This window comes from Pseudomonas promysalinigenes (assembly GCF_014269025.2).
GTDB lineage: Bacteria > Pseudomonadota > Gammaproteobacteria > Pseudomonadales > Pseudomonadaceae > Aquipseudomonas > Aquipseudomonas promysalinigenes.
In genome coordinates, this window is the sequence record NZ_CP077094.1 from 637,377 (window position 1) to 658,010 (window position 20,634).

Sequence of the window (20,634 nt, forward strand, 5' to 3'; positions counted from 1 at the left end):
CTACAAGGAGAACCCCCGATGAGTCACGTGTTGGACGACTTGGTCGACCTGTTGAGCCTCGAGCCGATCGAGGAAAACCTGTTCCGTGGCCGCAGCCAGGACCTGGGCTTCCGCCAACTGTACGGCGGCCAGGTATTGGGCCAGTCACTGTCGGCTGCCAGCCAGACGGTCGAGGATGCACGCCATGTGCACTCGCTGCACGGTTACTTCCTGCGCCCAGGCGATGCAAGCCTGCCTGTGGTGTACTCGGTCGACCGCGTGCGCGATGGCGGCAGTTTCAGCACCCGGCGGGTGACGGCGATCCAGAAGGGCCAGCCAATTTTCACCTGCAGTGCGTCGTTCCAGTATGACGAAGAAGGCTTCGAGCATCAGGTGCAGATGCCCGATGTGGTGGGCCCGGAAAACCTCGCGACCGAAGTGGAGCTGGCCAGCGCCCATGCCGACAAGCTGCCCGAGCGCATCCGCGACAAGGTGCTGTGCGCCAAACCGATCGAGATCCGCCCGGTGAGCGAGCGTGACCCGTTCAACCCAAAACCCGGCGACCCGGTCAAGTACGCCTGGTTCCGCGCCGACGGCAGCCTTCCTGACGTGCCCGCGCTGCATAAATACCTGCTGGCCTATGCCTCCGACTTCGGTCTGTTGACCACCTCGCTGCTGCCCCACGGCAAGTCGGTGTGGCAGCGCGACATGCAGATCGCCAGCCTCGACCACTCGCTGTGGTTCCACCGCAACCTGCGTGCCGACGAGTGGCTGCTGTATGCCACAGACAGCCCGTGGGCCGGCAATGCCCGTGGCTTCTGCCGCGGTAGCATCTTCAACCGCGCAGGCCAGTTGGTGGCGTCGTCCACCCAGGAAGGCTTGATCCGTCACCGGAAGGACTGGGCATGAGCCTGAGCGAGATTCGCAACTGGGTGTTCGACATGGACGGCACCCTCACCGTAGCGGTGCACGACTTCGCGGCGATCCGTGTAGCCCTGGACATTCCGGCCGAGGACGACATCCTCACCCACCTGGCCGCGCTGCCAGCGGCGCAGGCGGCGCAAAAGCATGCGTGGCTGCTGGAGCACGAACGGCAGTTGGCGGTCGATTCGACAGCGGCTACCGGGGCGGTGGAGCTGGTACGCGAGCTGGCCGAACGTGGCTGCCGGCTGGGTATCCTGACCCGCAATGCGCGGGAGCTGGCCCATGTGACGCTGCAGGCCATTGGCCTGGCTGACTGCTTCGATGTCGAGCACATTCTCGGGCGCGATGAGGCACAGCCCAAGCCGAGCCCCGATGGGCTGCTGAAAATTGCCAAGGGCTGGGGCGTGGCGCCCCAGGAAATGGTGATGGTCGGCGACTACCGCTTCGATTTGGACTGCGGGCGGGCTGCGGGTGCGCGCACGGTGCTGGTGAACCTGCCGGACAACCCATGGCCTGAACTGGTGGATTGGCACGCGGCCGATTGCCGGGCACTGCGGATGATGCTGGGCTGAACTGTCTGTTGTTCGTGCAGGGCTCTTCGCGGATTCGAGCTGGCCCTGTGGGGCCGGGTTTACCTGCGAAGAGGCCAGCACAGGTAAGTCTGCACTGGCTATGCTGAACGCCAATCCTTATTGGCAATGGAGCCTTGGTCATGACCAGTAAAGCCATTTTTGTGCAACCCGGCGGCGGCTACGACAAGGTCGAAGTCGGCACCTGCGAAGCCCCGGCGCCCAATACCGGTGAAATCACCGTGCGGCTGCAGGCCAGTTCCCTCAACTACCACGATTTCGCTGTGGTGAGCGGCATGTGGGGCCCGAGCGAGCGGCGTATCCCCATGGCCGACGGGGCCGGCGAGGTGGTAGCGGTTGGCGCGGGTGTAAGCGAGTTCAAAGTTGGCGACAGCGTCGTCAGCACATTCTTCCCCGACTGGCTCGACGGCCAAGCCAATGTCGAAGGTTTTGCTCGTGTGCCCGGCGACGGCATCGATGGCTATGCCCGGCAGCAGGTCACCGCTGCGGCAACCTCTTTCACCTTGGCGCCTCGGGGGTTCAGCCATGCCGAGGCGGCAACATTGACCACCGCCGGCCTTACCGCCTGGCGTGCGCTCATGGGCGATGACCACCTCAAACCTGGCGATACGGTGCTGGTGCAGGGCACGGGGGGCGTTTCGATCTTCGCCCTGCAGTTTGCCAAGCTGGCAGGTGCCACAGTCATCGCTACATCATCCAGCGACGCCAAGCTCGAACGCCTCAAAGCCCTCGGCGCCGACCACCTGATCAACTACCAACGTACCCCAGAATGGGGCGAAAAAGTCCGTGAGCTCACCGGCAATCGCGGGGTCGATCACGTCATCGAAGTAGGCGGCCCGGCAACGCTCGAGCAGTCGATGATCGCCGCGCGCATTGGCGGGCATGTGTCGCTGATCGGCATCCTTACCGGCGTGGCCGGGCAACTGCCGCTGGTACAAGCGCTGGTGCGGCAGATCCGCCTGCAAGGTGTGCTGGTGGGCAGCCGCGCGCAGCAGCAGGCGATGATCCGGGCGATCGATGCCAATGGTTTGCGGCCAGTGGTGGACAAGCACTTCGAGCTGGAACAGATCGTCGAAGCGTTTCGCTACCAAGAGAGCAACCGGCATTTCGGCAAGATTTGCCTGACGTGGTAGAACTGTAACGAGGCTTGGACAAGCCACTACATTTGCGTACATCGGCAGGGGAAGGCGGCTGGCTAGAATGCGCCGGACCAGATGCGACTGATTCTCCACAAGAGGATTCCCCCGATGTACCGCCTTTGCCTATCACCCCAGCGCCTGCTGCTGGCGCTGTTGTTGCTGGCTGCCCTAGCGGGTGTCGCCCGCACCGCCCACGCGCTGGAGGTCACCGATGTGCTTGGGCGCAAGGTTGAAGTCGACCACAGCCCGCAGCGCATCGTGCTGGGTGAAGGGCGGCTGTTCTTCGCCTTGGCGCTGCTCGACCGCGACAACCCGTTCCAGCGGGTGGTGGGCTGGCAGAACGATATGCGCCTGCTCGACCCGCATACCTATGAGGTTTACGCCAAGCAATACCCCCAGCTCGCCAAACTGCCCTTGATCGGGCAGGCCTCGGAGCAGAGCGTCAGCGCCGAGCAGATTCTTGCGCTCAAGCCGGACCTTGCGATCTTCAGCATCGCCGGCGAAGGCCCGACCCAGCACAGCCCGGTGGCCGACTTGCTGGAGAAGGCTGGCATCCCGGTGCTGTTTATCGACTTCCGCGTGCACCCGATCCGCAACACGCGGGTCAGCATGCAAGCGCTAGGCACATTGTTGGGGCGTGAGCAGCAAGCGCAGGCTTACCTGAGCCTGTATGAGCGCCACCTCGCGCGCATCAACGAGCGCGTGGCCACGCTGGCGGCTGACCAGCGGCCGAAGGTGTTCCTGGAGTTGCTGCCAGGTGTTTGGCAGGCGCCGGGTCATACCACTGGCAAAAGCGGCTTGGGTAGCGTGATCGAAGCGGTCGGCGGGCATAACATCGGTGCCGATGTAGTGCCGGGGGCCCTTGGGGATGTCAGCGTCGAATATGTGCTGCAGGCCGACCCTGATGTCTACATCGCCACCGGCAACCGCGCACCGGGCGTGCTGCTTGGGGCAGGTGTCTCGCTTGAAACCGCTCGCCAGAGCCTGGCGAAGATCACTGCCCGGCCCGAGTTCGCGCCGCTTCGTCCCATCCAGGCGGGGCAGGCTCACGGCCTTTGGCATGACTTTTACAACTCGCCCTTCAACATCCTTGCGATCGAAGCCATGGCCAAGTGGGTGCACCCTGAGCACTTCAAAGACATCGACCCGCAGGCCACCATGGGCGAAATCAATCAAATGCTCAAAGTAGGCCTGGACGGCCAGTACTGGGTCAACGCCAAGTGACCGCGTTGGCTCATGACGGTGCGGCGCGCGCCGCCTGGCACTACCGTCGTCTGCTGTGGCGGCGGGCCTTGCTGGTGTTGGCGTTGGCACTGCTGTTGCTGCTGTCGGTGCTGTGCGACCTGGCCAGCGGTGCGTCGGGCATGGGCCTTGGGCAACTGCTGCATGGCATGCTCGACCCGGCCACGCTGAGCGCAACCGAACGGGTGATCATCTGGAACGTGCGCCTGCCGTACTCGCTGATGGCCGTGCTGGTGGGCGCAGCCTTGGCCCTGGCAGGCGCCGAAATGCAAGCGATCCTCGATAACCCGCTGGCCAGCCCCTTCACCCTTGGCGTGTCGTCGGCGGCAGCGCTTGGAGCATCGTTGGCGATTGCCTATCCACTGGCTATCACCTGGCTGGCGCCGAGCGCGCAGGTGACGCTGATGGCTTTCGCCTTCGCCTGCCTGTCGGTGTTGCTGCTGCAGGCCATGTCACGTTTGCGCGGTGCCGGTGTAGAGAGCCTGGTGCTGTTCGGTATCGCGCTGGTATTCAGCTGCAATGCGCTGGTTTCGCTGCTGCAGTTGCTGGCCACCGAGGACGTGTTGCAGCAACTGGTGTTCTGGACCTTGGGCAGCGTAGCCCGGGCCGACTGGCAGAAACTGGGCATTCTGGCCTTGGTGCTGGCGGTGCTACTGCCGTTCTCGCTGCGTGCAGCCCCGGCCATGACATTGCTGCGCATGGGCGAGGACCGCGCGCGCAGCTTTGGTGTGGATACCCGGCGCCTGCGTTTTGCTTCGCTGCTGCGTATCAGCCTGCTGTCGGCCACGGCGGTGGCGTTCGTCGGCACCATTGGTTTTGTCGGCCTGGTCGGGCCACACATAGCGCGCCTGCTGGTGGGTGAGGATCAGCGGTTTCTGCTGCCGGCCAGTGCGCTGGTAGGGGCGCTGATGCTGTCGCTGTCGTCGCTTGCCAGCAAGTTGATCCTGCCTGGTGTGATCGTGCCGGTAGGCATCGTGACGGCACTGGTCGGGGTGCCGGTGTTCGTGCTGCTGGTGTTCCGTCGGGGGCGAAAACTGTGAGCTTGCTGATCGAGGACGTGGCGGTCGCCTATGGTGCGCGGCAGATCCTGCACGGGGTGAGCCTGCCGGCACTGCCGGCCGGTAGCCTGGTGGCGCTGGTCGGGCCGAACGGTGCGGGCAAGTCGACCTTGCTGCGTGCGCTTGCCGGGCTTGAGCGCATGACTGGCAGCCTGCATCTGGATGGCCAGGACGTGAACCGGCTGAGCTTTGCCGAGCGTGCGCGCCGCTTGGCCTATATGCCCCAGCAATTGCCACCAGGGATTGCCCTGGGGGTGTTGGAAAGCATTGTCGCGGCGCTGCGTGTGGCGGGTGAAGACGACTTGCTAGGTAGCGCCTACGCGGCGCTGCGTCACCTGGGGATCGAGGCGCTGGCCGAGCGTTCCCTCGATAGCCTGTCAGGTGGCCAGCGGCAACTGGTGGCGCTGGCCCAGTTGTTGGCGCGTAACCCCCAGGTGCTGCTACTGGACGAGCCGACCAGTGCGCTGGATCTACATTACCAATTGCGGGTGATGGGGGCGGTGCGCGAGCGGGTGGTTGCGCATGGCTCGTTGGCCGTGGCGGTGTTGCATGACATCAACCTTGCTGCCAGCCATGCCGACTGGCTGGTGGTATTGCGCGAGGGTAGGGTAGTGGCCTGCGGGGCACCCCAGCAGGTGCTGCAACCTGCGCTACTGGCCGAGGTGTATGGCGTTCAGGCGCGGGTCGAGCGTTGTTCGCAGGGGCGCTTGCAGGTGCTGGTGGACCGGGCCCTGGCTTGATGCACTGCAGCACTCAATCTGGCAGTAGTCGGTCCCGACTGTTGGACAGGTGCAGGCAGATCGCTGCCCGTGCGGCATCCGGGTCTTGCCGGCGGATGGCATTGAGAATGGCCTCGTGCTCAAGGTTGGCCAGGTACGCATGCCGCGCCAGGTTGGCCCCGGCGCGTTCGGCCAGGGCCACACGGTTACGCGGGATCAGGCCGTTGCCCAACTGCGCCATCATCTCGCTGAAATACAGATTGCCGGTGGCTTCGGCGATCAACAGGTGAAAGCGCCGATCTGCCTCGATGCAACTGTCCCCGGCCGCCGCTAGATCCTGGTAGTCATCCAGCGCCTTGCGCATGCGTGCCAGCTGTTCGTCACTGCGGCGCACCGCAGCCAGCGCAGCTGCCTGGCCTTCCAGGCCGATGCGCAGCTCCAGCAGGTCACGCACGCTCGCCGCATTCTCCGCGCCCACCCGCAAACCTGCAGGGCCCTGGCGCTCCATCACGAAGGTTCCGATGCCATGGCGCGGCTCTACCAGGCCTGAGGCCTGCAGTTTCGATAGCGCTTCGCGTACCACAGTGCGGCTGACACCGTGCTCACGCACCAGGGTGTTCTCCGAGGGCAACCTGTCCCCTGGTTTGAAGGTGCCCAACAGAATCTGCTGGGTCAGGCTCGATACCAGGTCGTGGGTGCGACTGTGGCTACGTTTTGCGCAGGCGTGGTCCATGGCAATTTCCGGGGTAGGTGAGCTTGTATGACAAGTTAACCTGGCAAAATTTTTTTTGCAGGATTTTTTCATCTGCGTGTAGGTCTGTTACAAGCCTTTATAGACAAGATCGACTCAATTTACCTTTTTAGCTGCTTGTATCAAGCGATTTTCGCGATGATTGGCATCTTGTCGTACAACCTCGCGAGGCATATGCTCCGTTCCACTGTCATGTCAGACAACCTCGACCCGCACAAAAACAATTAGTGGGAGATCTACCTGTGAACGACACCCTCGCTCCGTCTGCCCGGAATGAAGGCGACGCTTTGGCCAGTGCCGTGGCCAAGGTCAAACGCCATGTCCTGCCGCTGTTCGTCATCATGTTCATCGTCAACTACCTGGACCGCGTCAACATCGGCTTCGTCCGCCCCCACCTGGAGAGCGACCTGGGCATCAGCGCCGCTGCTTTTGGTTTCGGCGCCGGGCTGTTTTTCATCGGCTATGCATTGTTCGAAGTGCCGTCCAACATGTTGCTGCAAAAGGTCGGTGCACGGCTGTGGCTGACCCGCATCATGTTCACCTGGGGCCTGGTGGCCACTGCCATGGCCTTCGTGCAGAACGAAACCCAGTTCTACGTGCTGCGCTTTCTGCTGGGGGTCGCCGAAGCGGGCTTCTTCCCTGGGGTGATCTACTACTTCACCCGCTGGTTGCCGGCCGCCGAGCGCGGCAAAGCCATCGCCATTTTCCTCAGCGGCTCGGCCCTGGCATCGCTGATTTCCGGCCCCTTGGCCGGCGCGCTGATGCAGATCCAAGGGTTGGGCATGCATGGCTGGCAGTGGATGCTGTTCATCGAAGGGATGGCCTCGGTAGCACTGTGCTTCTTCGTGTTCTTCTGGCTCGACTCAAAGCCTAAGGATGCCAAATGGCTGAGCCCGGCGGAACAGCAGGCGCTGGAAGCGACCATCGACCGTGAACAACGTGAGCGTGAAGCCGTCGGCGCGGTGAAGCCATCGGCCTGGAGCCTGCTCAAGGACCGCCAGATCCTGCTGTTCTGCCTGATCTACTTCTGCATTCAGCTGACCATCTACGCTGCCACCTTCTGGCTGCCCAGCATCATCAAACGCATGGGCGACCTCAGTGACCTGCAGGTCGGCTTCTTCAATTCCATCCCGTGGCTGATCTCGATCATCGCCATGTACGCCTTCGCCGCTGGCTCCTCGCGCTGGAAATTCCAGCAGGCGTGGGTGGCAGGTGCCTTGGTGGTTGCGGCCATCGGCATGTTCATGTCCACCACCGGCGGCCCGGTGTTCGCCTTCGTTGCGGTGTGCTTCGCGGCCATTGGCTTCAAGTCGGCCTCGTCGCTGTTCTGGCCGATCCCCCAAGGCTACCTGGACGCACGCATCGCTGCGGCCGTGATTGCCTTGATCAACTCGGTCGGTAATCTCGGCGGCTTCGTTGCCCCTACCACCTTCGGCCTGCTGGAGCAGCAGACCGGGTCGATCCAGGGCGGCCTGTATGGCCTGGCCGTGACCTCGGTGCTGGCAGCCATCGCCGTATTCTTCCTACGCATTCGCCCAAAGGGCGCCCCCACTGACGAGCTCAAGGCACCTTCGGCCTTGGGCCAGACCCACTGATGACTGCGAGAAAACAATGATGAATATGCAGACCAACCCCGCCGTTCATGCCCAAACCCCTGTGGTCACAGAGCTGCGCGTGATCCCCGTGGCAGGCCACGACAGCATGCTGCTCAACCTCAGTGGCGCCCACGGCCCTTACTTCACCCGCAATGTCGTGGTGCTGCGTGACAGCGCCGGCAATACTGGCCTGGGCGAAGTGCCGGGTGGCGAGGCCATCCGTCAAACGCTGGAAGACGCTCGCAGCCTGGTGGTCGGCCAGCCGATCGGGCACTACCAGCGCGTGCTCAATGCCATGCGCCAGACCTTCGACAGCCGCGATGCTGGCGGGCGCGGCCTGCAAACGTTCGACCTGCGCATCACGGTGCACGCGGTGACGGCCATCGAATCGGCGTTGCTCGACCTGCTCGGCCAGCACCTGAACGTGCCAATTGCAGCTTTGCTTGGCGAAGGCCAGCAGCGCGATGCGGTGAAGATGCTGGGCTACCTGTTCTATATCGGTGACCGCCAGCAGACCGACCTGGCCTACCGTAACGAAGCCGATGCCGACGACGACTGGTTCCGCCTGCGCCATGAAAAGGCGCTGACCCCGGAAGCCGTCGTGCGCCTGGCCGAAGCCGCCAAGCAGCGCTATGGCTTCAGTGACTTCAAGCTCAAGGGTGGGGTGCTACGCGGCGAGGAGGAAATGGAAGCGGTCACCGCCCTGGCCGAACGCTTCCCCGAAGCGCGTATCACCCTTGACCCCAACGGCGCCTGGTCGCTCAAGGAAGCCATCGCCTTGTGCCGCGACAAACACCACGTGCTGGCTTACGCCGAAGACCCGTGCGGTGCGGAAAATGGTTACTCAGGCCGTGAGGTGATGGCCGAGTTCCGCCGCGCCACTGGCCTGCCCACGGCCACCAACATGATCGCGACCGATTGGCGGCAGATGGGCCACGCCATCCAGTTGCAGTCGGTGGACATTCCCTTGGCCGACCCGCACTTCTGGACCCTTCAGGGCTCGGTGCGCGTGGCGCAGATGTGCAACGACTGGGGCCTGACCTGGGGCTCTCACTCCAACAACCACTTCGATATTTCGCTGGCGATGTTCACCCAGGTCGCTGCGGCGGCGCCGGGTGACATCACCGCCATCGACACTCACTGGATCTGGCAAGACGGCCAGCGCCTGACCCGCGACCCCCTGCGCATCGTCGATGGCCATGTGCGGGTACCGGCGCGGCCGGGGCTGGGCGTGGAACTGGACGAAGACCAACTGGCCAAGGCCCACGAGTGCTACCGCAACATGGGGTTGGGCGCGCGCGATGACAGCGTGGCGATGCAGTTTTTGATCCCAGGCTGGCGCTTCGATAACAAGCGGCCTTGCATGGTGCGTTGAGGCTGCCGGCCTGTTCGCGGGTGACCTCGCTCCCATGGGTTTTGCACAGGCTTGCGGGCCTGGACAGTTCCATACCTGTGGGAGCGGCTTACCCGCGAACAAGCCACCGCTATCTACCCTGCTTCGAAAAATACCCGCGCCATCTCCACAAAACCCTCAAGCACGGGGTTCGGATTATCCCGGCAAAACGCCAGGAAGATCTCAGCCTGCTGCTCCATTCCCTCCAGCGGCTTGAACACCACCTGTTCAAGGCGCAGCGCCTGCGCCGAAGCCGGTACCACAGCACACCCCAGCCCGACGTTGACCAGGCCAAGAATCGAATGCGTCTGCCCCAACTGATGCAGGTAGTGCGGCTGCACCCCATACTGGGCAAACAGGTTGGCAATGCGGTCATGGAAGTACCGCCCCTCGCTGGCGCTGTACATCACAAATGCCTCGCCGTCGAAATCGCTCGGCCTGAGCTGCTTGCGCGCCGCCAATGGGTGCCCGGCGGGCAGGGCAGCGAGGAACGGTTCGCGGTGGATCGGCAGGTATTGCACGCGGGCGCTTGGCAACACCTGGCGTACCAGGCCGACATCGATCAGGCCCGCTTCAAGGTCATGCACCTGGGTGGCCGACACCCGTTCGCGCAGCACCAGTTCGATGTCAGGCAAGGTGTGCCCGGCATGCACCAGCAAGCGCGGGATCATGCTGTAGGCGCCCACGGCAGTGAAGCCCAAGGTCAGTCTGCCTGCTTCGCCATGGGCGATACGCCGCGCCGACTGGCTGGCCGATTCAGCTACCTGCAGGATGCGCCGGGCATCCTGCAAAAAACTTTGCCCTGCCAGGGTCAGCCGCGCCTGGCGGTTATTGCGTTCAAGCAACAGCACGCCAAGAGAGTGCTCCAGCAATTGGATCTGCCGGCTCAGCGGGGGCTGGGTCATGTGCAGGCGTGTGGCGGCGCGGCCGAAGTGCAGCTCCTCAGCGACAGCGACGAAACAGCGCAGTTGGTGCAGCTCCATGATTCAATTCCTGAATTATTCGATCCAGTATCTATATTAGACCTGTATCAAATACGGGCCTAGCATCGAGTCATGTCTTCGAACTGCCGGAAGCCCAGCATGCACAACACTCCCATCGACATACTGCTGACCCAGCCTGTGCCAGAGGCCATCGATGCCGAGCTGGTCAGCCGCTACCACGTGCACCGCCTGTACCAGTACGAACAACCGCAACAGTTGCTCGCCGAGGTTGGCCCGCGCATTCGCGGCGTAGTCACAGGTGGCGCCAAGGGCCTGTCGAATGCGTTGATGGACCAATTGCCGGCTCTTGAAATCATTGCCATCAGCGGCATCGGTACCGACGCCGTAGACCTGCACCATGCGGCTGGCCGCGGCGTTCAGGTCACCACCACGCCGGGCGTGCTGACCGCCGATGTAGCCGACCTTGCCATGGGCCTGATCATCAGTAGCTTGCGCCGCCTGGGCGAAGGTGAGCGGCTGGTACGCGACGGGTTGTGGGGCACGGTCAACTTGCCCCTGGCGCGCAAGGTCAGTGGTATCGAGTTGGGCATCGTCGGCCTGGGCGAGGTTGGCAAGGCCATCGCACGGCGCGCAGCGGCATTCGACATGGCCATTGCCTACAACGGGCGGCGCGAGCAGCCAGAAAGCGGCTACCGCTATGAGCCTGACCTGGTGGCCTTGGCACGCTCGGTGGATGTGTTGGTGGTCGCGGCGTCTGCCGATGGCGGGCAGGTGCTGGTGACGGCCGAGGTGCTCGATGCACTGGGGCCGCAGGGTCATCTGATCAATGTGGCGCGCGGCAAGCTGGTGGATGAGCAGGCGCTGGTGGATGCCTTGCGTGAACAGCGCATCGCCGGGGCCGGGCTGGACGTATTCGTCGACGAACCCAACGTGCCCCCGGCGCTACGTGACCTCAATCAGGTGGCGCTGCAGCCGCATCGTGGCAGTGCCACGCTGCAGACCCGGCTGGAAATGGGCCGCATGGTGTTGAACAACCTAGAAGCCTGTTTCCGTGGCGAGGCGCCGCCGAACCGCGTCACCGGGCGTTAGGGCCTCTTCGCGGCTATAGCCGCGCCACGGTAAGTGCGCAGATGCTGAAAACGGCGCAGGCCATAGGGCTGGGTTCACCCGCGAAGCAGGCAGCACAGGCAACACAAGGCCCACGGGCCATACCTTCACACAAGAACAAACGCTTCCCACGAGAAGCAAGAGGGGCCAAATGAACAGCAAATCCGCCGTCGCCGCATCGCAGGCCGGGGCCGGGATCGGTCGCCATCGCTTCCTGGTCCTGGCGCTGATCTTCGTCATCACCGTCATCAACTACGCCGACCGCGCCACGTTGTCGATCACCGGCACCGAGGTGCTCAAAGACCTTGGCCTCGACCCGGTGATGCTGGGCATGGTGTTCTCCGCCTTCGCTTGGGCCTACGCCCTGGGCCAGGTGCCGGGGGGCTGGCTACTCGACCGCTTCGGCGCGCGCCGGGTGTATGGCATCAGCCTGATCCTCTGGTCCCTGTTCACCCTGCTGCAAGGCACCGTCGGCTGGCTGGGCCTGGCGGGCGTGTCGGCGGCCGTGGCGCTGTTTTCTATGCGCTTCATGCTCGGGTTGGTGGAGTCGCCAGCGTTTCCGGCCAATTCGCGCATCGTCAGTTGCTGGTTCCCCACCCGTGAGCGCGGCACTGCGTCGGCTTTGTTCAATTCCGCGCAATACATGGCCGTAGTGGTGTTCGCACCGTTGATGGCGTGGATGACTCACACCCTGAGCTGGGAGCAGGTGTTCATCTGGATGGGCGTACTGGGGCTTGTGCTCAGCGTGGTGTGGTTCCGCTTGTATCACGAGCCCCACAGCGCACCGGGGCTCAGCCGCGAAGAGCTGGATTACATGCGCGAAGGCGGGGCCCTGGTGGACCTTGAAAAGGAACGTAAGACGGCCAAGAGCAAACCGACCCGCGCCGAAGTCGCCCAGCTGTTCACCAGCCGTAACCTGTGGGCGGTGTACATGGGCCAGTACTGCATCACCGCGCTCACTTACTTCTTCATCACCTGGTTCCCGATCTACCTGATCAAAGGCCGTGGTATGACCATCATGGAGGCCGGCTGGGTCGCCGCATTGCCAGCCATCTGCGGCTTTACCGGCGGGATTCTCGGTGGTTTCGTCTCCGACTACCTGATTCGCCGTGGTGTGCACCCGTCCAAAGCGCGCAAGACGCCCTTCGTGATCGGTATGGCGCTGTCCACCACGCTGGTGCTGGCCAATTATGTGGATGGCAACGCCGCGGTCATCGCCCTGATGACCCTGGCCTTCTTCGGCAAAGGGCTGGCGGCCGTGGGCTGGGCGGTGCTGTCGGATGTGGCACCGAAGAAGATGGTCGGCCTGTGCGGCGGTGTCTTCAACGGCATTGGCAACATCGCCGGTATCGTCACCCCGCTGGTGATCGGCTACGTGGTCGCCAGCACTGGCTCGTTCCACAACGCACTCTGGTTCGTGGCCGCCCATGGCGTGCTGGGGATCTTCGCTTACCTGTTGCTGGCCAAACGCTTCGAGCGTACTGGGCAGGCGTAGGCAGACGCCTGAGCAACAGAGGCCCCGGGATACCGGGGCTTTTTTTTGCCTGGGCGCACACATCCAAATGAAAACCGAAAGCCCCGGGTGGCAGCGTTGGCGCGATTGGACAGGCCATGGGCGACATTTGGCGTTTCTGGAAATCCGCTGTCGTGATCGAACAGTTCTGAGGCGTTCTCGTGTAATTTCCCACAGCCTTGCGGGGCTTAAATGAAGCCCGAACCTCACCAGCAGCTTGCTCAGTGACCTGTGCCCAATACCAACAAACAAGCACCTGTATCCTGTCGACTTATTGATTTGAAAGGAGATATTTTCGCCTCCCTCTGCCCGCCCTTCCTTGTGTCAGCAAAAAGAGAACAAGATCAATGAACACCGTGGGATCCGATGGCAACCTCGCGCAAGGTTTCAAGCCACGTCATGTAACGATGCTGTCCATTGCGGGCATTATCGGTGCCGGACTGTTCGTAGGTTCCGGGCACGCCATCGCGGTGGCCGGGCCAGCTACCATTCTTTCGTATTTCGTCGCCGGGACCTTGGTGGTGCTGGTGATGCGCATGCTCGGCGAAATGGCCGTCGCACACCCAGACACTGGGTCGTTCTCCACTTACGCAGACCAGGCCATCGGCCGTTGGGCCGGCTATACCATCGGCTGGCTGTACTGGTGGTTCTGGGTGCTGGTGATCCCCATCGAGGCGCTGGCGGCAGGGCATGTGCTCAACGCCTGGTTCCCCGATATCCCCAGCTGGATCTTCGCCCTGGCCTCGGTGCTGCTGCTGGCAGGCACCAACCTGTTCAGCGTGGCCAAGTACGGTGAGTTCGAGTTCTGGTTCGCCATTATGAAGGTCACGGCGATTCTCGGCTTCATCGGCTTGGGCTTCGCCGCGCTGATGGGCTGGCTGCCCAACCGTGAGGTCAGCGGTTTGAGCACGCTGATGGCCGAGCACGGCGGCTTCGCGCCCAACGGCTGGTCGGCGGTGGTTGGCGCCTTCATCACCGTGATGTTCAGCTTCATCGGCACCGAGGCGGTGACCATCGCGGCGTCCGAATCCAGCGACCCCTCGCGCAACATCGCCAAGGCCACCCGTTCGGTGATCTGGCGGATCAGCACTTTCTATATTCTGTCGATCTTCGTGATCATTTCCGTGGTGCCGTGGAACGACCCACAACTGGCAGTGGTGGGTTCGTACCAGCGTGCACTGGAAATCATGAACATCCCCAGCGCCGGCTTCATGGTGGACCTGGTGGTGCTGGTGGCCGTGACCAGCTGCATGAACTCGTCGATCTACATCGCCTCGCGCATGATGTACTCACTGGCCAAGCGCGGTGATGCACCGGCGTTCCTCAACAAGACCTCCAAAGTGGGTGTGCCCCGTGCGGCGGTGTTTGGTAGCACCTTGATCGGCGCCGCCATCGCCATCCTCAACTACTTCGCACCCAAGGGCGTATTCGAGTTCCTGCTGGCCAGCTCCGGCGCCATTGCGCTGCTGGTGTACCTGGTTATCGCCATCTCCCAGTTACGCATGCGCCGCCGCCTGGAGCGCGAGAACACCGAGTTGAAATTCCGCATGTGGCTGTTCCCGTACCTGACGTGGGCGGTGATCATCTTCATCGCTGGCGCATTGGCGGTGATGATGTTCACGCCCGAGCACCGCGCAGAAGTGAGTTCGACCCTGGGCCTGGCGATCGTGATTTCCTTCCTGGGCATCGTCACCTCACGAGGCCATGCGCAGGCGGTTGGTGTGCGGTCGATGGGGTGATGCGAGTGAACGTGCAGTAACGAAAAACGCCCTCGAACGGGCGGTGCCAGTTAGTCGAGCCAATTGGTGCAACTAACTGGCACTGCCCTGTTGAGGTGTTTTGCAGTTTTTGGGGCCCCGCAATGGGGCCTTCATTGCAAACGCCGCGCAGTTGTGGCTCATTGCAACTATCTTTTCTATTCTCCACAACTATTTGTAAGGGCAGATGTCATTTCTGCAGGCCGGCGGACACCTGGGGATGCCGGCCTTAACGCATAGGAGCGAGAAGCATATGGCAGCACTGCACGGCGGCACGTTGGAAGCGATCACCACCCATCAGGCACAGCTGCTAAATGAGTGGACTGCAAGCCTCGAAGCCAGCGGCGCCACCCGTAATATCAAGGAACAGCTACTCGCCCAGGAAACCCGCGAATTTCTGCAGGCGCTGATCAATGGCCTGCAATCGCAAAGCGGCAGCGACCTGAACGCTGCCGGTTGGGACGAAGCCCGGCGGTTCCTGGAGAAACTGTCCGCCAGCCGCGCCCAGTTAGGCCATGACTCCCACCAAACCGTCTACTTCATTTTCGCCCTCAAAGGGCCGCTGTTCGGCTTGCTACAGGCGCACTACAGCGCTAACCCTACGCAGTTGGCCGAACAGCAATGGGTGCTTTCCGAGCTGATTGACAGCATGGGCATGCACACCATGCGTACCTTCCAGAGAACCCGCGAAGCCGTGATCAAACGCCAGCAGGAAGAGCTGCTGGAGTTGTCCACGCCTGTGGTCAAACTGTGGGACGGCGTGCTGGCGTTGCCGCTGATCGGCACGCTGGATTCGCAACGCAGCCAGACCGTGATGGAATCGTTGCTGCAGCGCATCGTCGATACCGGTTCGGAAATCGCCATCATCGACATCACCGGCGTGCCCACCGTCGACACGCTGGTGGCCCAGCACCTGCTGAAAACCGTTACCGCGATCCGCCTGATGGGCGCCGATTGCATCATCAGCGGCATACGCCCACAGATCGCCCAGACCATCGTGCACCTGGGGCTGGACCTTGGCACCCTGACCACCAAGGCCAACCTTGCCGACGCCTTGAAGCTGGCCCTGTCGCGTATGGGTGTGAGCCTGGCCGAGCAGGTATAAGCCATGGAACGCATCCCGATTCTGCAAATGGGCGAATACCTGTTAGTGACCATTCAGGTCGACATGTATGACGAACTGGCCATGCGCTTGCAGGACGATTTGACCGACCGCATCAGCAGCACCTCGGCCCGTGGGCTGTTGATCGACATTTCTGCACTGGACATGGTCGACTCGTTCATCGGCCGGATGATCGCCGACATCGCCAGCCTGTCGCGGCTGATGGATGCCCAGGTGATGCTGGTGGGCATGCAACCGGCAGTGGCCATCACCCTGGTCGAGCTGGGCCTGACCTTGCCGGGTGTCAGCACCGCGCTGAACGTCGAACGCGGCATGCAGCGCTTGAGCCAGACAGTGAGGCGCACATGAACGCCGAGCAAAGTGGCACCTTGCCGGTGCGTATCGAGCAGGATGTGGTGCTGGCTCGCCAGCTCACCCGCAAGCTTGCCGGTGAGTGCGGCATGCGCCTGGTCGACCTGACCAAACTGGTCACCGCCGTCAGCGAACTGGCGCGTAACACCGTGGTGTATGGCGGCGGCGGCGACATGGACTGGCAAATACTGCAAGAGCCGGGGCGCACCGGCCTGCGCCTGGTGTTCCGCGATGAGGGCCCCGGCATTCCCGACATCAAGCTGGCCCTGACCGATGGCTGGACCTCCGGCAACGGCCTGGGCCTTGGCCTGACCGGCGCCCGGCGGCTGGTGGATGAGTTCGAACTGGATACCGCACCCGGCCAGGGCACACGGGTGACGATCACGCGATGGGCATAAGCATTCAAGGCAGCTGTACGCTAGTGCTGCCCCTCGAAGACAGCAGCCAGATTGGCCATGCCCGGCGCACGGCGCAAAAAATGGCGCAGCATCACGGTTTCGACGATGAAGACGCTGGGCGTGTGGCCTTGCTGGCTACAGAGCTGTGCAGCAACGTGCTCAAGCACGCCCAGCGCGGCGAGCTGCACCTGCGAGCGCTGCCAGTCGCCAACGGGGTTGGTATCGAACTGCTGGCCGTGGACCGCGCCCAGGGTTTCGATGCCACAGCTTGCCTGGCAGACGGGTTTTCCACGGGCGGCACCCAAGGCATCGGCCTTGGCGCCATCGCGCGCCTGGCCCAGGTGTTCGATGTGTACACCGACCAGCGCGGCTCGGTGATTCTGGCGCGGGTTTACCCACGCAACAGCGCCTGTGCTGACCTGCGCATCGGCGTCAGTCACCATGCCCTGCACGATGACCCGGCCTGCGGTGACACCTGGCACGTGGCGATCGATGGCAACCGTCTCAGCGCCCTGATGGTGGACGGCCTGGGTCACGGCCCGGACGCCGAAGCGGCAGCCCACGCAGGCGCCCAGGCTTTCGCCGCCGACCCGTTCGTAACCCCGTTGCTGCTGATCGAGCGCCTGCACCAGGCAATGGCCGGCACCCGCGGCGGCGCTGTGGCCATTGCCCAGCACGACGCCAACCACAGCCGCTTGACCTTCACCGGCATCGGCAACATCGGCGGGAGCCTGGTTGGCGGTGTGCACGCCCGTGGCCTGGCCTCACACCCAGGCATCGTCGGTAATCAGTACCGCAAGGCACAGGCGTTCGACTACGCTCAGGTGAACGGCAATTTGCTGATTATGTACAGTGACGGCTTGCAGTCGCGCTGGAAACTCGACGACTACCCTGGCCTGGTGCATCGCCACCCGGCCGTCATCGCGACCGTGCTGCACCGTGATTTCTGCCGTGGGCGGGATGATGTAGCAGTGCTGGTCGTCGACCTGGAGCCCACCTATGGCTGAACCCGCTACCGACCAGGCGGCATTGGTTGCCAGCCTGCAAGCCGAAAACGAAGCGCTGCGCGCCGAGCTGGAAGAAACCAACCAAGGCGTGCTGGCGCTGTATGCCGAGCTGGACATTCAGGCCCAGCAGCTGCGCCAGGCCTCTGACCTGAAGAGCCGCTTCTTGTCTTACATGAGCCACGAGTTCCGCACACCGCTGGGCTCGATCCTGAGCATCACCAGCCTGTTGGCCGATGAGCTGGACGGCCCTTTGTCCGAAGAGCAGCACCGCCAGGTTGCATTCGTCAGCACTGCCACCCGCGAGCTGTCGGACATGGTCGACGACCTGCTGGACCTGGCCAAGATCGAGGCCGGGCGCATTTCCATCTCCCCAGCCTGGTTTGACATGCTCGACCTGTTCGCCGCCCTGCGCGGCATGTTCCGCCCCATCGTCGAAGGCGGTGCGGTGGACCTGATTTTCGAAGAGCCGGTAGGCCTGCCCAGGCTCTACACCGACGACAAGAAGCTGGCGCAGATACTGCGCAATTTCGTTTCCAACGCGTTGAAGTTCACCTCCCGTGGCGAGGTGCGCGTATCGGCTCAGTTGCAGGGTGAAGACAAGATCCGCTTCGCCGTCAGCGACACCGGCATCGGCATACCTGAAGAGCTGCTCGGGAGCCTGTTCGAGGACTTCGCCCAGGTCGATTCGCCGCTGCAGAAGCGCCTGCGCGGCACCGGGCTGGGCCTGTCGCTGTGCAAACGCTTCGCCATTTTGCTCGGCGGTGAAGTGGGCGTGACCAGCGAGCCAGGAGTCGGCTCGTGCTTCCATGTGACCATCCCGCTGGCACTGGCCCAGGAGAATGCCGATGAGAGCTGACCTGCGCCTGCTGATCGTCGATGACAACGCAGCCACCCGCTATGCCTTGCGCCGACGCTTGACTGCGCAGGGTTACCAAGTGCTCGAAGCCGGCACCGGCGGCGAGGGGCTGGCGTTGATCGGTGAGCAGCACCTGGACGCGCTGATCCTCGACGTCAACCTGCCCGACATGAGCGGCTTCGATGTGGTGCGCCTGCTGCGCGACAACGAACGCACCGCCTTGCTGCCAGTGATTCACGTGTCGGCGGCGTCGATCCAGAGCGGTGACATCATCACCGGCCTGAACGCCGGCGCCGATGCCTACCTGATCCACCCAGTGGACCCGGACGTGTTGCTGGCCACCCTGCGTACCTTGCTGCGGGTGCGTGACAGCGAACGGGCACTGCGTGAAAGCGAAGCGCGCTTCCAGGAAATTTTCCGCAGCGTGTCGGCGCCGATCGCCGTGCTCGATGCCGAGCTCAGGGTGCATGAGTGCAACCATGCCTTTTCCCAGCTGGTACAAGACAACCACCAGCCCGATTACCTGCGCGACTGCTTTGCCCCGCAGCAGGATGCGGCACTGTGCGAACTGCGCGAGCACATCGGCGCAGGTGCGCGCTGGAAAGGCCAACTGGGCATGCTGGTGAACGGCCAGCCCCGCGACACCGAGTGGCAACTGTCACCCTACCGCACGCCTGGCCTGTGCCTGGTGTTCGTCGAAGATGTGACCGAGCACCGCCACCGCGAGCGCTTTCACCTGGCCCGCCTGGACGACGCCACCAACCAGCTGGCCAAAGAGGTGGCGGAACGCGCCCGCACCGAAGCCTTGCTGCTGCAACTGCAGAAGATGGATGCCTTGGGCAGCCTTACCGGCGGCATCGCCCATGACTTCAACAACCTGCTGACCGGTGTGATCACCAGCCTGGAGCTGATTCGCAAACGGGTTACCGAGGGCCGCACGGAAAAGGTCCCCAAGTACATCGAAGCGGCGCTGAGCTCAGCCAGCAGCGCCGCCGCGCTGACCCATCGCCTGCTGGCCTTCGCCCGCAAGCAGCCGCTGGACACCCGCCCGGTGGACGTCAACCAGCACGTGCATTCCCTGGAAGACTTGCTGACCCGCACCATTGGCGAACGCATCACCCTGATTCTCGAGCTTTCCAGCTCATCCACCATCGCCCTGGTGGACCCGGTGCAACTGGAAAGCGCCGTGCTCAACCTAGTGATCAACGCCCGCGATGCCTTGCCCAAGGGCGGACATATCTGGGTGTCGACCTGCATGGCACAGGTTTACGGCGACCTGAACCTGCGCGACGGGGCCTATATTGCGGTCACCGTCCGTGACGACGGCTGCGGCATCGAGCCTGAGCTGCTGGAAAAGGTCTTCGACCCATTCTTCACCACCAAGCCGGTGGGGCAGGGCACCGGGCTTGGCCTGTCGACCATCTACGGCTTCGCCCGCCAGTCGGGTGGGCATGTGGCGCTGCGCAGCGTGCCGGGCGAGGGCACCGAAGTCACCCTGATGCTGCCCGCCACCCAATCCGCCGCCACGGCCCCACACCGCGAAGCCACCGAAGACGCGCAAGGCAATGGTGAGCATGTGCTGATCGTCGAGGACATGGCCTCGGTGCGCGTATCGGTGGCCGAGGCCCTGACCGATGCCGGTTACCGGTGCACCCTGGCATCAACTGTGGATGAGGCACTGCAGCACCTGCGCCAGGAGCCTGGCCCAGACCTGCTGCTGACCGACGTAGGCTTGCCCACCCTGAGCGGCCGCGAACTCGCGGACTTGGCCCGCGCTTGCCGGCCCGCGCTGCCGGTGGTGTTCATGACCGGCTACGCCGACGAAGCGCGTGACCGCCAGGCGTTCTTGGGCGAGGGCATGGATATGCTGGTAAAACCCTTCCGCCTGAGCGAATTGCTGGGCACGGTGCGCCGAGCGATTGGGGCTGAGCGCCAGTAATCCCCGGAACTGAGCAAGCTCGGCTAGGCTTTCCCGCCCCGGGGTGGGCGATGCACCATACTGGACGCCTTCCTGGACGCCGGCTTGGACAGCCCCGCCTTTCGCAGTAATGCTGTTCACTTAAGCATTTGAGTCCAGGCTTGGGGTCGAAAAAATCCGATATCAGTGATCTAGTGTCGGGTTTTTTTGGGGTTCAATTTGAGCCTTTTGGCGCCTGTGAGATCGAGCGCCGCCCGCGCGGCGCATCGC

At 63.3% G+C, this 20,634-nt stretch carries 19 protein-coding genes; 17 read left to right on the forward strand and 2 right to left on the reverse strand.

The genetic code is table 11. The features are described from left to right. The first annotated feature begins 18 nt into the window (after positions 1-18). The 6 genes from tesB (at position 19) to HU725_RS03055 (ending at position 5,672) form a co-directional block, all read left to right on the forward strand. Positions 19-888 (forward strand): acyl-CoA thioesterase II, encoded by an 870-nt coding sequence (gene tesB, locus HU725_RS03030; RefSeq protein ID WP_060479449.1) that lies wholly within the window; start codon positions 19-21, stop codon positions 886-888. Then, positions 885-1,475, forward strand: a complete 591-nt coding sequence (locus HU725_RS03035; RefSeq protein ID WP_060479448.1) for an HAD family hydrolase — start codon at positions 885-887, stop codon at positions 1,473-1,475. The genes tesB and HU725_RS03035 overlap by 4 nt, the downstream gene beginning before the upstream one ends. Before the next feature lie 140 nt (positions 1,476-1,615). Beyond that, positions 1,616-2,626, forward strand: coding sequence for a zinc-dependent alcohol dehydrogenase family protein (locus HU725_RS03040; RefSeq protein WP_186478817.1), 1,011 nt, complete (start codon positions 1,616-1,618; stop codon positions 2,624-2,626). A gap of 114 nt (positions 2,627-2,740) precedes the next feature. Then, positions 2,741-3,856, forward strand: a complete 1,116-nt coding sequence (locus tag HU725_RS03045; RefSeq protein WP_186478818.1) for an ABC transporter substrate-binding protein — start codon at positions 2,741-2,743, stop codon at positions 3,854-3,856. Continuing rightward, entirely contained in the window at positions 3,853-4,914 is a 1,062-nt protein-coding gene (locus HU725_RS03050; RefSeq protein ID WP_186478819.1) for a FecCD family ABC transporter permease, read from the forward strand. Before HU725_RS03045 ends, HU725_RS03050 begins: the two co-directional genes overlap by 4 nt. Beyond that, complete coding sequence (locus tag HU725_RS03055) at positions 4,911-5,672, forward strand: ABC transporter ATP-binding protein (protein WP_060479444.1); 762 nt, start codon at positions 4,911-4,913, stop codon at positions 5,670-5,672. Before HU725_RS03050 ends, HU725_RS03055 begins: the two co-directional genes overlap by 4 nt. A gap of 13 nt (positions 5,673-5,685) precedes the next feature. On the opposite strand, the gene HU725_RS03060 is transcribed toward HU725_RS03055, so the two are convergent. Then, complete coding sequence (locus HU725_RS03060) at positions 5,686-6,384, reverse strand: FadR/GntR family transcriptional regulator (protein ID WP_186478820.1); 699 nt, start codon at positions 6,382-6,384, stop codon at positions 5,686-5,688. Positions 6,385-6,644: 260 nt separating this feature from the next. Here HU725_RS03060 and HU725_RS03065 point away from each other — a divergent pair, with 260 nt between their 5' ends. Together HU725_RS03065 and gudD are read left to right on the forward strand one after the other, a co-directional pair. Beyond that, positions 6,645-7,997, forward strand: coding sequence for an MFS transporter (locus tag HU725_RS03065; RefSeq protein ID WP_186478821.1), 1,353 nt, complete (start codon positions 6,645-6,647; stop codon positions 7,995-7,997). Positions 7,998-8,016: 19 nt separating this feature from the next. Then, on the forward strand, positions 8,017-9,372 hold the full coding sequence (gudD, locus tag HU725_RS03070; RefSeq protein ID WP_186478831.1) for a glucarate dehydratase: 1,356 nt from the start codon (positions 8,017-8,019) through the stop codon (positions 9,370-9,372). Positions 9,373-9,485: 113 nt separating this feature from the next. Here gudD and HU725_RS03075 read toward each other — a convergent pair whose 3' ends face one another. After that, on the reverse strand, positions 9,486-10,373 hold the full coding sequence (locus HU725_RS03075) for a LysR family transcriptional regulator (RefSeq protein WP_186478822.1): 888 nt from the start codon (positions 10,371-10,373) through the stop codon (positions 9,486-9,488). 99 nt (positions 10,374-10,472) lie between these two features. Between HU725_RS03075 and HU725_RS03080 the strand changes: the two genes are divergently transcribed. The 9 genes from HU725_RS03080 to HU725_RS03120 all read left to right on the forward strand — a co-directional run bounded on the left by HU725_RS03080 (position 10,473) and on the right by HU725_RS03120 (position 20,385). Next, entirely contained in the window at positions 10,473-11,423 is a 951-nt protein-coding gene (locus HU725_RS03080) for a 2-hydroxyacid dehydrogenase (RefSeq protein WP_186478823.1), read from the forward strand. 169 nt (positions 11,424-11,592) lie between these two features. After that, positions 11,593-12,936 (forward strand): MFS transporter, encoded by a 1,344-nt coding sequence (locus HU725_RS03085; RefSeq protein ID WP_186478824.1) that lies wholly within the window; start codon positions 11,593-11,595, stop codon positions 12,934-12,936. A 365-nt stretch (positions 12,937-13,301) separates the two neighbouring features. Continuing rightward, the gene (gene gabP / locus HU725_RS03090; RefSeq protein ID WP_186478825.1) at positions 13,302-14,693 is read left to right on the forward strand and encodes a GABA permease; all 1,392 of its coding nucleotides are present in this window, start codon (positions 13,302-13,304) and stop codon (positions 14,691-14,693) included. 271 nt (positions 14,694-14,964) lie between these two features. Then, on the forward strand, positions 14,965-15,816 hold the full coding sequence (locus HU725_RS03095; protein ID WP_186478826.1) for an STAS domain-containing protein: 852 nt from the start codon (positions 14,965-14,967) through the stop codon (positions 15,814-15,816). 3 nt (positions 15,817-15,819) lie between these two features. Continuing rightward, positions 15,820-16,182: an STAS domain-containing protein gene (locus HU725_RS03100; RefSeq protein WP_060479435.1), complete on the forward strand. Its 363-nt coding sequence runs from the start codon at positions 15,820-15,822 to the stop codon at positions 16,180-16,182. Next, a complete protein-coding gene (locus HU725_RS03105) occupies positions 16,179-16,583 on the forward strand; it encodes an anti-sigma regulatory factor (protein WP_060479434.1) in 405 nt (134 codons plus the stop codon). Before HU725_RS03100 ends, HU725_RS03105 begins: the two co-directional genes overlap by 4 nt. Then, on the forward strand, positions 16,574-17,590 hold the full coding sequence (locus HU725_RS03110; protein ID WP_189658138.1) for an ATP-binding protein: 1,017 nt from the start codon (positions 16,574-16,576) through the stop codon (positions 17,588-17,590). Before HU725_RS03105 ends, HU725_RS03110 begins: the two co-directional genes overlap by 10 nt. After that, positions 17,583-18,446, forward strand: a complete 864-nt coding sequence (locus HU725_RS03115; RefSeq protein WP_186478827.1) for a sensor histidine kinase — start codon at positions 17,583-17,585, stop codon at positions 18,444-18,446. Before HU725_RS03110 ends, HU725_RS03115 begins: the two co-directional genes overlap by 8 nt. Then, positions 18,436-20,385: a PAS domain-containing hybrid sensor histidine kinase/response regulator gene (locus HU725_RS03120; protein ID WP_186478828.1), complete on the forward strand. Its 1,950-nt coding sequence runs from the start codon at positions 18,436-18,438 to the stop codon at positions 20,383-20,385. Before HU725_RS03115 ends, HU725_RS03120 begins: the two co-directional genes overlap by 11 nt. The last annotated feature ends 249 nt before the right edge of the window (positions 20,386-20,634 follow it).

Excerpts from the sequence above, each read along its gene's own strand:
- tesB (WP_060479449.1), top strand. The coding sequence starts at position 19 with ATGAGTCACGTGTTGGACGACTTGGTCGACCTGTTGAGCCTCGAGCCG.
- HU725_RS03035 (WP_060479448.1), top strand. The coding sequence starts at position 885 with ATGAGCCTGAGCGAGATTCGCAACTGGGTGTTCGACATGGACGGCACC.
- HU725_RS03040 (WP_186478817.1), top strand. The coding sequence starts at position 1,616 with ATGACCAGTAAAGCCATTTTTGTGCAACCCGGCGGCGGCTACGACAAG.
- HU725_RS03045 (WP_186478818.1), top strand. The coding sequence starts at position 2,741 with ATGTACCGCCTTTGCCTATCACCCCAGCGCCTGCTGCTGGCGCTGTTG.
- HU725_RS03060 (WP_186478820.1), bottom strand. The coding sequence starts at position 6,384 with ATGGACCACGCCTGCGCAAAACGTAGCCACAGTCGCACCCACGACCTG.
- gudD (WP_186478831.1), top strand. The coding sequence starts at position 8,017 with ATGAATATGCAGACCAACCCCGCCGTTCATGCCCAAACCCCTGTGGTC.
- HU725_RS03075 (WP_186478822.1), bottom strand. The coding sequence starts at position 10,373 with ATGGAGCTGCACCAACTGCGCTGTTTCGTCGCTGTCGCTGAGGAGCTG.
- HU725_RS03080 (WP_186478823.1), top strand. The coding sequence starts at position 10,473 with ATGCACAACACTCCCATCGACATACTGCTGACCCAGCCTGTGCCAGAG.
- HU725_RS03085 (WP_186478824.1), top strand. The coding sequence starts at position 11,593 with ATGAACAGCAAATCCGCCGTCGCCGCATCGCAGGCCGGGGCCGGGATC.
- gabP (WP_186478825.1), top strand. The coding sequence starts at position 13,302 with ATGAACACCGTGGGATCCGATGGCAACCTCGCGCAAGGTTTCAAGCCA.
- HU725_RS03095 (WP_186478826.1), top strand. The coding sequence starts at position 14,965 with ATGGCAGCACTGCACGGCGGCACGTTGGAAGCGATCACCACCCATCAG.
- HU725_RS03100 (WP_060479435.1), top strand. The coding sequence starts at position 15,820 with ATGGAACGCATCCCGATTCTGCAAATGGGCGAATACCTGTTAGTGACC.
- HU725_RS03105 (WP_060479434.1), top strand. The coding sequence starts at position 16,179 with ATGAACGCCGAGCAAAGTGGCACCTTGCCGGTGCGTATCGAGCAGGAT.
- HU725_RS03110 (WP_189658138.1), top strand. The coding sequence starts at position 16,574 with ATGGGCATAAGCATTCAAGGCAGCTGTACGCTAGTGCTGCCCCTCGAA.
- HU725_RS03115 (WP_186478827.1), top strand. The coding sequence starts at position 17,583 with ATGGCTGAACCCGCTACCGACCAGGCGGCATTGGTTGCCAGCCTGCAA.
- HU725_RS03120 (WP_186478828.1), top strand. The coding sequence starts at position 18,436 with ATGAGAGCTGACCTGCGCCTGCTGATCGTCGATGACAACGCAGCCACC.